The 12,258-nt window shown below is 66.6% G+C and carries 6 protein-coding genes and 1 tRNA gene; 5 read left to right on the forward strand and 2 right to left on the reverse strand.

The genetic code is table 11. The features are described 5' to 3' along the window. Positions 1–123 precede the first annotated feature (123 nt). The 5 genes from AB0912_RS13590 (at position 124) to AB0912_RS13610 (ending at position 10,200) form a co-directional block, all read left to right on the forward strand. Positions 124–1,398 carry a M6 family metalloprotease domain-containing protein gene (locus AB0912_RS13590; protein WP_366699001.1) on the forward strand — a complete coding sequence of 425 codons (1,275 nt, stop codon included), beginning with the start codon at positions 124–126 and terminating at the stop codon, positions 1,396–1,398. 332 nt (positions 1,399–1,730) lie between these two features. Continuing rightward, a tRNA-Arg gene (locus AB0912_RS13595) sits at positions 1,731–1,803 on the forward strand. 831 nt (positions 1,804–2,634) lie between these two features. Further along, positions 2,635–5,940 carry a type ISP restriction/modification enzyme gene (locus tag AB0912_RS13600; protein ID WP_366699003.1) on the forward strand — a complete coding sequence of 1,102 codons (3,306 nt, stop codon included), beginning with the start codon at positions 2,635–2,637 and terminating at the stop codon, positions 5,938–5,940. Between the two features lie 342 nt (positions 5,941–6,282). Then, positions 6,283–7,260 (forward strand): type ISP restriction/modification enzyme, encoded by a 978-nt coding sequence (locus tag AB0912_RS13605; RefSeq protein ID WP_366699005.1) that lies wholly within the window; start codon positions 6,283–6,285, stop codon positions 7,258–7,260. An 873-nt stretch (positions 7,261–8,133) separates the two neighbouring features. Beyond that, positions 8,134–10,200, forward strand: coding sequence for a cell wall-binding repeat-containing protein (locus AB0912_RS13610; RefSeq protein WP_366699007.1), 2,067 nt, complete (start codon positions 8,134–8,136; stop codon positions 10,198–10,200). Between the two features lie 618 nt (positions 10,201–10,818). Here the strand turns inward: AB0912_RS13610 and AB0912_RS13615 are convergent. Both AB0912_RS13615 and AB0912_RS13620 read right to left on the reverse strand, forming a co-directional pair. After that, complete coding sequence (locus AB0912_RS13615) at positions 10,819–11,121, reverse strand: hypothetical protein (RefSeq protein WP_366699009.1); 303 nt, start codon at positions 11,119–11,121, stop codon at positions 10,819–10,821. 132 nt (positions 11,122–11,253) lie between these two features. After that, positions 11,254–12,147 carry a calcium-binding protein gene (locus AB0912_RS13620; RefSeq protein WP_366699011.1) on the reverse strand — a complete coding sequence of 298 codons (894 nt, stop codon included), beginning with the start codon at positions 12,145–12,147 and terminating at the stop codon, positions 11,254–11,256. Positions 12,148–12,258 lie beyond the last annotated feature (111 nt).

Consider the following 12,258-nt stretch of genomic DNA (forward strand, 5'->3'; position numbering starts at 1 on the left):
CACCCCAGGGGGGGGTGGACCCGATCGGGCTCATCCAGCGCGCGCCGGGCGCGCCGGCGACTGAGGGTGATCGCAAGGGTGCAGTCGGAGACCGGCGGCTGCCGTGGAGCGAAGGGCCCCCGTATGCAGCCGTCCAGCCGCCGGATACGCCCGCGCCGTGTGGCCGCGTTCGCCACGGTGACCGTACTGACGCTGGCCGTCAGCACGGCGGCCGGCAGCGGGCATCTGACGGCGGGGTCGGCGACGGCCGGCTCCGTGCCGCTGGCCCGCGGCGCGGCACTGCGCCCCTGCATGATCCACGGCCCGGCGGGCGTGCAGATGGGCGAGGGCATCCCGACGGCACCCGGCTACGCCCGCTCGACCGGCACGCTGCGGGCGCTGACGCTGATGGTCGACTTCTCCGACGCGCCCGGCAAGGGCAGCGCGCTCGACCGGTACGACGAGTTCTTCCCCAAGACCCAGGAATGGTTCCGCACGGGCTCCTACGGCCGCCTCGACTACCGCCCGGACGCCCCGATCCGGCGCTGGCTGCGGATGCCCAAGCCGTTCAAGCAGTACGGGATAGAACGCGGGGCGCCCTTCGACCCCGGGTACCGCGAGCTGGTGCAGGACATCGTGGCCGCGGCCGATCCCGAGGTCGACTTCCGCTCGTACGACATCCTGAACGTGCTGGTCACCCCGAATGCCGGGCCCTCGGCGCTGGACACGGTGCTGTCGGTGACGTTCGCCGGCAACACGGAGGCGCCGGTCGCGGACGGCGTCCCGGTCTCCAACGCGTCCTTCGTCTACAGCCGCCAGGACGACGGCTCCGGCTCGTACGCCGACACCGGCTACCGCGTCCTGCCGCACGAGAACGGCCACACCTTCGGCCTGCCCGACCTCTATACACAGGAGGGCGGCGGGGCGGTCGGGCACTGGGACATCATGAGCGAGGACTGGGGGGCGGACAACGACCTGCTGGGCTGGCACAAGTGGAAGCTGGGCTGGCTCGACGACTCGCAGATCCGCTGCGCGGCGGCGCCCGGTACGACCGAGTACACGGTGACCCCGCTGGAGCGGCGCGGCGGCGACAAGCTCGTCGTCGTCCCCCTCGGCACCAAGAGCACGTACGTCCTCGAACTGCGCACCCGGGCCGGCAACGACTCCGCCGTCTGCCGGCCCGGCATCCTCGTCTACAAGGTGAGCACGGACGTGGACACCGGCAACGGCCCGGTCACGGTCTCCGACGCCCACCGCGACAGCGGCGGCTGCACCCGCTCCCCCAACGTCCACGCGGAACTCTCCGACGCCCCCTACTCCCCCGGCGAAACCTTCACGGACCAGAAGGCGGGCCTCACGGTACGAGTACTGGACGCGGGGGCGGACGGGAACTATCGGGTTGCTGTTACGCGTCGGTGAGGGGGTTGGGGGGTGCGGGTCGGACGTGAAGGAGGGGCCAGGGATCAGCCCCCGGCACCCACCGCCCGAGCCAACCACCCACGGAGGGGCAGGACTTGAACGAGCGGCAAGCGAACACGTGCGGACGCCCAGACGCCCGTACACCCAAAGGAAGGCAGCCGCCGCCGAGAAAGCCCCATCGGACACATCGGACGTATCAGAGGGGAGAGCGCCCGGTGAGGACAGGAGACCGGCGCGGCCGACCGGGAAGCCCGATCACCCGACCCGGGAACCTTTCCCGGCTCTTATCCCACATCAGCTAGGCTAGCCACCGGATCCCACACGATCCGCCCGCCTTCGTAGCTCAGGGGATAGAGCACCGCTCTCCTAAAGCGGGTGTCGCAGGTTCGAATCCTGCCGGGGGCACAGAGAGAAGGGCCAGCTCAGGAGGGGGTTCCTCCCGGACTGGCCCTTTGCGGTTTCCGATGTCGGGCATTCACGCACCACTGCGCCCCTGGCCTATGGCACTTCCCCCGCCGCGTCTAGCATGCGGAGGCGGACGACATACAGGTTCCCGACTCGCTTGTGGCCCTGCAATCAGCTGCCTACGCGGCTCGCGTGTCCATGGCTGACTATGTCCGGGTGAACGGGCCCGTCCACGACTGCACCGACGGCACACAAGCCGAGGCGGCCCGCCTTCAGCAGGCACTCGGATCGGCAGAGACAGCCCTTCGGAAAGCCTTCGGAACGAGCGACTTGCCGCGCGTACACAGCAGACACGCGTTGCGCCGATCCCTCAGAGAGCAGCAGCCCTTCCTGCTCCCCTTCCTTGCAGGCGCGTTTCCCTTCCGTCTCCCGGATCATCGAGCCGAGCCGAGCCGAGCCGATCCGCGATATCGCGGTCGCGACCGCTCACCACGTGCTGATAGATCAGCGCCGCGCGCGGAGCGGCTCGCGCTTCTGATCGGCTGCGTCCAGTACGACATGGGCGACCGAGCCGCAGCCGAGAGCACTCGGAAGGCTGCTCTCTCTTTAGCCCGTGAGGCCGGGACGCGGAGATCACTGGATGGGCCCAAGAGGTGCGCCTCGTTCGCGCTGACCACAGGTGACTACGGGGGGATCCAGGCACACTCGCGCGCGTCACACTCCGTCACGCTGCAGGTGGAGCGGGTAGCGGGATCTCTTGCAGGCGATCACTATCGGCCCTATCGTGACGGAGCATCAACACCTGCTATATGTAAGGGACTTGGGGGTCCTGTGTCCAAAACGGGCAGGTTCGAGGAAACGGTCCGTGAAGCAACTGCCGTCTTCGGCGAGGAGTTAAAGCCTAAGCTCAAAGGCTCAACAGGTACCGAAGATCAGCTTCGTGGTCCATTTGAGCGCCTGATTACACGCACAGCCGCAGCACTCGGACTGAAGTCAGTACTGGTCGGCGAGGTCCCTCTCGTAGACATTGGCGCCCGTCCGGACTACGCCGTATATGTTGCCGATGCGTTAGTCGGTCATGTGGAACTGAAGCGACCAGACATCGGCGCCGACCCGGAGACATTTAAGGGACGCAATGCCGCCCAATGGCAAAAACTAAAACTCCTACCAAACGTACTGTACTCCGACGGTAACGAGTGGGCCCTATACCGCAGCGGTCAGCGTGTAGGCGAAGTCGCCCGCATGAACACCTCCGTCAAGACCGCAGGAAGTCGGCTAGCGCCACTCGACAGCGGCGTTTCCCGTTTGCTATTTGACTTCCTGACCTGGAAGCCCCAGCCCCCCCGTAATATTACGCAGTTGGTACGAGCCGTTGCTGGCCTTTGTCGGCTCCTGTGCTCCGAGGTCAAGGAAGCACTACGTCTGGAGAAGTCCGGAAAGCGCCTGGAGACACTAACCGTCCTCAAAGAGGACTGGGGGAAACTCCTTTTCCCTGAGCAGAGCGTAGAGGATTTTGCGGACCAGTACGCTCAAACCGTAGTCTTCGCCCTGCTTCTTGCCCGCGTGGAAGGGATCATCTTCGAGCACGACACTATGCATGGCATTGCCACAAAGCTTGGGAAGAAACACTCGCTTATGGGCAAGGCTCTGGACGTGCTTACAGACGATTCGCTCACCGGACTTTCAACGACCCTCGACACTCTAATACGTGTCATCGGCCCGGTGGACTGGGAGCGTCTCGATGACGGATCCGGGGATGCATACCTGCGTCTATACGAGGACTTCCTGCAGGTCTACGACCCGAAACTGCGCGAACGCACTGGCTCCTACTACACCCCGAATGGGGTCGTCGCGGCCATGGTCAGGTTTACGGAGGACGTAATCCGACTACGCCTCGGAATTGCTAATGGATTTGCCTCACCGCAAGTCGTGGTCGTCGATCCGGCAATGGGCACCGGCACCTTCCTGCTCAACATCCTGGACCGAGTCGCCAATACGATTCACGAAGACGAAGGCCCAGGGGCCGTGGGACCTCGTCTGCGCGAGATGACGGGGCAGAGGTTAATTGGCTTCGAAATGCAGACCGGACCCTACGCGGTTGCCGAGTTGCGCATGCATGCCAGGTTAAAGGATCTCAAATCTTCCGCCCCGGCTCGCGGCCTTCGCCTATACGTGACAAACACCCTGGACAACCCGAAAGACGAGTTCAACTGGCTTCCAGGGACCTTCAAAGCAATCGCAGAGTCGCGAAAGCAAGCCAACAAGGTGAAACGCGATGAGCGAGTAATGGTTGTTCTGGGTAACCCACCATATGACGCTGTAAGGCATGGAGTGGGAAAGTGGGTGGAACTCGGCGATCCCAAGGCAGGAGTTCATCCTCCTCTGGCCAAGTTCCGGCTCCCCGGCAACGGCAAGCACGAGTCTAAGATGTCCAATCTATACATCTACTTCTGGAACTGGGCCGCCTGGAAGGTATTCGAGTCTCACGATGATTCACCTTTCGGCGTGATCACTTTTATCACGCCGCGCGCATGGATCAAGGGTGCTGGCTTCGCAGGAATGCGCAAATATCTTAGATCAGTGGCAGACGAAGGCTGGATTATCGACCTGTCCCCCGAAGGGCAGCGCCCAGATGCGTCAACCCGGATCTTTCCTGAAGTCGCCCAGGAACTATGCATCGCTGTCTTCGTACGATGGCGGCAACCTGAAGAGAAATCAGAATCACCGAAGCCACCCGCAGTCGTGCGGCATATTTCTCTGGCAGGCCATCGCCAGCAGAAAATCCAGGAGCTCACAGGCCTACAACTAAGTGATACCCGGTGGCGTACCTGCGCTTCCGGCGAAATCGCTCCATTCCTACCCCCAGGAAGTGACCTATGGGAGTCGAGCCCACGGCTTAGCGATCTCATGCCGTGGTCATCTCGGGGCGTGACACCAGGTCGCGTGTGGGCTTACGCACCCGACCAGGAGACTCTTGGTCGGCGTTGGCAACTCTTTATCGCGGCTGACGAGGACGAGAAGAGAGAGATGTTCGGAGAGGCTCGCGACCGCGATCTGAACACCGTAGTAGGCCCTCTGCCCGGCATCCAAGACCGAGGTTTTTCAACGCTTGCCCAGGAAGACCGAGCTATGCTAACACCAGTGCGGGTTGGATACCGAGCTTTCGACCGTCAATGGGTAATTCCAGACAATCGCCTAATGGTGGTGCCGCGGCCTGACCTGTGGCGAGTGCGAGGCTCGTCACAGCTTTTCGTCGTAGAACAAAATGCCCATGCAATTACGAACGGACCTGGCCTGGTTTTCAGCGCCTTAATCCCTGATATGCACTACTTTAATGGTCGCAGCGGGGCGGTCCGACCCCTTTATAGAGACGCGGATGGGGAGACGCCAAACGTCACTCCCAAGCTCCTGTATGTCATCTCTCAGCGCCTCGGAGTTCCGGTATCCGCGGAAGATCTCGTCGCCTACATAGCTGCAGTATCCTCTCATCCCTCGTACACCGAAAAGTTCGCCGAGGACTTGGAGATTCCTGGCGCACGTATACCGTTTACAGCATCTGCCAGCCTCTGGAACCGTGTACTTGAAGTAGGGCGGAGAGTCCTGTGGCTGCACACGTATGGCGAGCGCTTCGCTGACGCCGACGCCGGGATGCCGTCAGCACCTCAACACCCCCGTCTGCCGGCTGAGCGGCGCCCCATCAGCCTAGTCGCAATCCCCGACACTGTTGATGGCATGCCAACGGCTATGCGCTACAACGAGGACGCCAAGCAGCTATGGATAGGCGAGGGGTGCGTTGGACCAGTCGAACCGGAGGTACGCCGTTACTCCGTTTCCGGCATGAACGTGCTGGACAAATGGTTCGGATACCGTCGGAAAGAGCCCGCGGGCAAGCGCCTCCGCTCTCTAGATCACGAGTACTCGCCGACCTGGCTCCCTGACTGGACTTCCGAGCTGCTCGAATTGCTCAACGTCCTGGGTCTACTGGTTGACCTGGAGCCGGTACAAGGTCAGCTTCTGGCTGAGATTTGCCAAGGACCTCTCATCACGGCGAACGATCTAACGGCGGCAGGCGTTCTGCCCGTTCCCGAGTACGCGACCCGCTTGCCGCGGGCAGGCGAGAGCGAGGCCATGTTCTAGGCGAGAACGGAGGGGACTGGAGCCTGCCTAGCCCGTCCCCACATCGTCATCCATCCGGATCAGCCAGAAGGCCGCAGCCCGTCTCATGGACTATCTCTGGACGAGACTCCAACAATTCTCAGCGTCCAAGCTTGTGGCCAGCGACTCCCTCAAGACGGCAAGTGGCCTCCGGAACCCACGGCGCAGCCGAAGGAAACGCATAGGAGCCAGACCCAGTTGGGTCTCTGCTAGTCGAAGCGAAGGCCCCGGCCCGCAGTGGGCCGGGGTGTCCCTTACATGGCTCCGCTAATGACATCCCACAGGACACTTACAGCCTTGTGCAGGATGCCCCCGAGAACGGCCATGACGGCCGTCTGGCGCATCGCCTGGCGCCAGTTCGTGGAGCAATTTTTGCAGGTCTCCATCCCAGAGAAGGCTCTGTTCAAAGAGACCGGCGACCGCACCCTGGACAAGGAAGCTCTTCAGATTCCAGGCCATCCCCACCCGCCGGTCCTCCTGCGCGACGAAGAGAACCCCTGTCCTACGCCGATACGCATCGCCCGCAGAGCTTTTGACCGTCAGTGGATCATTGCCGACGGGCGCGTCATCGACCGCTCCCGTCCGGAGTTGTGGCAAGCCTCCGTCGACGGCCAGATCTTCGTCGTTGAACAACACTCACAACGTCTGAAGACCGGCCCAGCACTGCTCTTCACGGCCCTCATCCCCGACATGCACTACTTCAATGGAAACGGCGGTCGCGTGCTGCCGTTCCTGCGTGCCGACCGGGCCCCCAACATCACCCCAGGGTTGTTGCATCACCTCGCCAACTCCTTCGGTCTCCAAGAGGTCGTCCCGGAGGACCTGCTGGCCTACATCGCCGCCATCACCGCCCATCCCGCCTTCACCGAGAACTTTGCGGAGGATCTCAACTCACTCGGGGTACGCGTCCCCTTGACCGCCGCCGGTGACCTCTGGCACGAGGCTGTCCACCTGGGACACCGCATTCTGTGGGCTTCCACCTTCGGCACACACAGCATCAGCCCAGGTGAAGGCCGCGCGGTAGGCACGCCGGCCTGGTGGCGAAGCTTGCACCCTGAGATCAAGTACGCCCGAGAAGTCGCACCTGACGGACTCCCTTCCCACATCAGCTACAACTCAGAGAACGAGCATCTGATCATCGAGGGGGGCCTCTTCACAGGAGTCACGCCGCGCATGCGCAACTACACCACGGGCGGGCGAAACGTACTCGACAGTTGGCTCGCGTACCGCAGCAGCCGCATGGCCGGCAAAGTGACCAGCGAACTCGACCGCGAGCGCCCCGAGCGCTGGGAACACGAATAAAGCCGGGAACTCGTCGAGATTCTTGCCGTACTCAGTGAGCTCACCGCCCTGGAGCCACAGCAGGCAGACCTGCTCGACCGGGTCGTGGCAGCCCCCCTGATCGATGTCGCCGAGCTGAACCGACGCCGCGTGCTCCCCGCACCCGAGCACGCCAAGCAAGCCCACACTCTCCCGGACAGCCCCTTCCTGCCAGGCACGGAGGACACGAACGGTCAACCGCCCGCACCGGTCGGCCCCTTGGTGCTCCCCGGCGACTCCCCCGGTCCCGCCTTGCCCGGTACCCCCTCGTCCGTGCGACCCCGCCCGCGTGCCCGTCGACGGCACGGCTCGGCTTGACCAGCAAATACGTCAACTCGCCGGGCCCTGTCCCGCTCGTCACGGCCGCACTCGCCGCATCAGCGGCTCTGTTGCTCACCGCCTGCGTCGGCGGCAGCGAAGCTGGGTCCGACGACAACGCCAGCATCCCGGGGACCAGCATGGGAGCCACGCCGTCGGCAAGTGCTTCAAGGTGCCGCGGCCGCCCAGCAGTGGGTTCAGGGCGTCACAAAGGCGAGGTGGACGGTGACAGGCGTCACGCGGTACTTCGACCGGACCGTGAAGGTGAAGTCCGACCGCTGACGTATACGGCGAGGGCCAGGTCGGACGGAGAAGGGGCCGGGCCTCCGTTCCGACCGATCGGTTCCACAGAGCCGAGGAGCGGTCCGGCGCAGACAGAGAGGTATCCGAATGTATCCGCCACGTTCGCCCCAGGAATCCTGTTCCCCTAAGGGCCCCGCACCGTTACGGTGATCCAGCTGCCGTCAAGGAACGTGACCTTTCCGTTTCGCGTCGGGGAGACGAACGGCAGAACTTTGATCACTCTTGTGGGGGCTCATGAAGATTCACAGACGTCGCGTGCTCGCGGCGCTGGGTACCGCGGTGGCCGTGGCGGCCGGGATGGCCGGCGCTCCGGACGCCGTGGCGACCGGGCCGGTGAAGTGGGACGCCAAGGACGGTGTGCTGGCGTTCCGTGACGGCGCCGATCACAGCCTGCGGTTCGTGAAGCCGGGCAGCGGTACCTACACCACCATCGCCACGCAGGCCTCGCAGCCCGCGTGGTCGCCCGACGGCAGCCGGGTCGCGTACGTGCGCGGCGGGCGGGTCGAGACGCGCCGGTACACCGGTTCGACGCTGGTGAAGATCCCGGAGAAGAGCAGTTCCGTGGGCAGCGCGAGCGATCCCACGTTCGTCGCCGGCGGCAGCATCGTCGTCTACTCGGCGAGCGGCCGGCTCCGCTGGGCCGAGACCGACGGCTCGCGCTACGCCCAGCCGCTGTTCTCCACGGCCGAGGACGGCTGCGACCGGCAGCCGAGCGGCGCCGCCAACTCGCTCATCGCCTTCGTCCGTACGGGCGACACCTGTGGGAGCCCGACCGGCTCGGCGGTGTGGCTGTACGACGCCGGCACCCAGGGCTTCACCAAGCTCGCGGACAGCGGCTCGCACCCGGCGATGTCGCCCGACGGCACCCGTGTCGCCTTCGTGCGCACGGTGGACTCGGTCGGCGAGCTGTTCGTGATCAACGTCGACGGCACGGGAGAGCGGCGGCTCACCACCGGGGCGCACGCCACCGCTCCGGAGTGGGCGCCGTCCGGCTCGAAGATCGTGTTCAACACCGGTACCGACAACTCCGCGTCGACCCGCGTCCTGGACCTGGCCGACGACTCGGTCTCCACGCTGCCCATGCCGGGCCACTCCGCGGCCACCCTCGACCTCGCCTGGCAGCCGCTGCGCGGCCAGAGCGTCGGCCGGGTCTGGGGCGCCGACTCCGCGGGCACCAACCTCGCGGCCTCCCGCTGGAGTTGGAACACCCTCGGCCAGAGCAGCAAGGGTCTGCTGAACGCCAAGGCCGCCGTCCTGATCAACCAGGACAGCCCGTCGTACGCGCTCACCGCGCAGTCGCTCGGCGGCCAGAAGCAGGGCCCGGTGCTGGTCACCGCGAAGTCCTCGCTGTCGTCCGCCGCGCAGGCGGAGTTGAAGCGGACGCTCAAGCCCGGCGCCACGGTCTACCTGATCGGCGGCACGAGCGTGCTCTCCAGCGCGGTGTCCGCCAAGGTCGGTTCGCTCGGCTTCACCCCCAAGCGGCTTTCGGGCACCTCGCGTTACTCGACGTCCGTGGCCGTCGCCAAGGCCGTCACCAGCAAGCCCGAATACGTCTTCCTCGCCACCGGCACGGACTACCACTCCGCGATCGCGGCCTCCGCCGCCGCCGGGGCGCTCGGCTACGGCGGCAAGGGGACGGTCGTCCTCAACGACGGCAACTCGCTGTCCTCGTCGGTGAAGTCGTACCTGAACTCGCTCAACCCCGACAAGACGATGGTCGTCCCCGTCGGCGCCTCGGCCCGGTACGCGCTCACGCACACCTCCTTCTCCAAGTGGCCCGGCACGTACACGTACTACCCCGTCAGCGGCAGCGGGCACGACGGCACCTCGGTCGAACTCGCCCGGTTCTGGTGGGCGGCGCCGTCCCAGGTGGGCCTGGCCTCGACGGACAGCTGGCGCGGCGGGGTCACCGCGAGTTCGGGCATGCTCCAGTACGGGCCCATCCTGTGGTCCGACGCCACGAAGCTGACGGACACCGACGCCAACTATCTGCGCCAGCAGGCGGCGGGGGTGGGCGTGGTCTTCGCGTTCGGCGGGACGTCGTCGATCTCGTCGGCCGAGCTGACGGCGGCGGGCTCGGCCATCAGCGCGGGCAGCTCGCTCGTGACGTACTACCCGTACTACAAGGGGCTCGACCCCGCGCCCCAGAAGTCGGCGCTCTCCGCGCCGGCCGGCGGCAGCACGGGCCGCGTGACCGGCCCGGCCGCTCCGTCCGCCGAGACCGGCCCGGCCGCTCCGGGAAGGTCCGCCGCGGTGGCACCCCGGCCGGACCTCGCGTCGGTGGCGACCACCAACAAGTAGGGCTGTAGATGCGGTAGTTGGCTCACCTCCACGTCGGCCCCGGGTGCGCTGTGCGCCCGGGGCCTGCCGTTTGCGGGGCCTGCCGAAGGCCACCAGATGCTTGCCGCCGTTCCCGTATCCGCGCAGGACGAAGTAACTCGTCCTGCCCACCAGGTCGGACGCCCCGCCCGTCGTCACCGGGGAGACCCCCCAGCTCCGCATGGCCTTCAACTGCCTTGGGGCTTCCGCCTGGTTGAGGGGGGCGGGCCACACCTGCACGTTCACGCCCCACTGGGCGCCGTCGTACCTGCCGAAGCCCACGTGCGAGATCTGCGGCTCGTCCACCTGGCGGCCGGGCGCCGGACCCGGTGTGGCGGGCCGGGCGTCGTCGCCGGCGCCGGGCAGGACGGTCAGCGCCGGCGCCCCCGTCGAACCCGCGAGCACCAGCGCGGCGACCGCCGTCACGGTACGGCGCCGGGCGCGGCGCCTGCCGCCGGCCCGCATGACCGCCTGAACCAGGGCCGCCCCGACCTCGAACTCCTCCGCGATGCCGGTGAGAAGAGGGCTGACGTCCCTCGGTGCCATGGTGTCGTTCTCTCCGTGCGTGCTCATCACATCCGCCCCGTCTGCGTCACGACGTCACGACGTCACGACGTCATTGAGCCGCGGCAGGGCGCGCAGCTTGGCTATCCCCTTGGCCGCGCTGCTCTTGACCGTGCCGACCGAGCAGCCCATCGCGTGCGCCGTCCGGGTCTCGGCCTCCCGTTGCCGGGGCGGCAGTTCGGCCAGCGCGGCGAGCAGGGCGCCGCGGTCGTCGGCCCGGGCCATCAGGTCCCCGGCGTCGGTCTGGTCGCCGGCCAGGTCCGTGTCGTCCCGCGGGGGCCAGTGCCCCGTCATGAACCTCTGGAACTCCGCGTCCCGGGCCTGCCTGCCGTCCCTCATGAGCACCTCCTTCACAGACAAGGAGTCCATGGCCGGCCCGGACCGTTGCCCCCGCGCGTGAACCCCGCCGCCGGGGAGTCTTCCAGGGGGCCTCGGTCCTCATGGTCAGCCTTGGTGGTGAGCCCCTGGTGGTCAGTCCTGGTAGACCCGGTTCACCCCCGGTCCGCCCGACAGGCGGTCCTTGCCCGGGCCGCCGTGCAGGAGGTCGTTGCCGGAGTTGCCGTAGAGGGTGTCGGCGCCGGGGCCGCCGAAGAGGCGGTCGTCGCCCCGGCCGCCCTCGATGAGGTCGTCGCCCTCGTTGCCGTAGATGATGTCGTCGCCGTCGTCGCCGTAGAGGGCGTTGCCGTAGTCGGTGTAGTCCTGGTCGGCCTCGCTGAGGCCGCCGATGAGGAAGTCGTCGCCCGGGCCGCCGTGGCAGGTGTAGCCGCAGGCGGAGAGGGTGTCGGCGCCGGGGCCGCCGAACGCGCCCTCGCTGTAGACACCGCCGCCCCCGGACAGGTGGTCGTCGCCGTCGTCCCCGTAGAGGACGTCGCTGCCGTGGCCGGTGAGGGTGTCGTTGCCGGGGCCGCCGTGGATACGGGAGTAGCCGCTGTTGTCGGGGTCGACGGTGGCGGTGTCGTCGCGGTCGCCGAGGTCGACGATCAGGGTGTCGAGGTCGGACGCCGAGGTGTTGGGTTCGGTGACCGTGCAGACGGCCTTGGTGGTGTCCTTCGCGTCCGGGCGGACGCAGCCGGCGCCGGGGGTGATCGTCACGGTGTCATCGAACGTGTAGATGTAGTCGGCCAGTTGGGAGTCCGGGTCGGTCGGGCCGAGCTTCCAGTCGATCTTGAGGTGGTTCGTCTGCCCGGCGGCGGCCGTGTAGTAGAGCTTCTGGCCGGTGGAGACGGCGGTCGCGCCCTTCGCCGTCGCGGCGGCGGCGGTGGGGACGGCGACCGCCGCGGGGACAGCGACCGCCGCGGACACGGCGACGGTCGCGGCGGCGAGCGCGAGCGCCCTGGGCGGGGGTGCGGTGGGACGACGGAACATGCTTCTCCCTCGTGAGGTCCCGGATCGCTCGCGTTCGGATACGCGTGTCCGGGCACCCCGTTCGACCGCGGGAGGGGGTGGGCGGTTGTGACCCCGGTCCGCCGAATACGT

This window comes from Streptomyces sp. NPDC007084 (genome assembly GCF_040703595.1).
In the GTDB taxonomy this organism is placed as follows: Bacteria; Actinomycetota; Actinomycetes; order Streptomycetales; family Streptomycetaceae; genus Streptomyces.

Excerpts from the sequence above, each read along its gene's own strand:
- AB0912_RS13620 (WP_366699011.1), bottom strand. The coding sequence starts at position 12,147 with ATGTTCCGTCGTCCCACCGCACCCCCGCCCAGGGCGCTCGCGCTCGCC.
- AB0912_RS13590 (WP_366699001.1), top strand. The coding sequence starts at position 124 with ATGCAGCCGTCCAGCCGCCGGATACGCCCGCGCCGTGTGGCCGCGTTC.
- AB0912_RS13615 (WP_366699009.1), bottom strand. The coding sequence starts at position 11,121 with ATGAGGGACGGCAGGCAGGCCCGGGACGCGGAGTTCCAGAGGTTCATG.
- AB0912_RS13610 (WP_366699007.1), top strand. The coding sequence starts at position 8,134 with ATGAAGATTCACAGACGTCGCGTGCTCGCGGCGCTGGGTACCGCGGTG.
- AB0912_RS13605 (WP_366699005.1), top strand. The coding sequence starts at position 6,283 with ATGACGGCCGTCTGGCGCATCGCCTGGCGCCAGTTCGTGGAGCAATTT.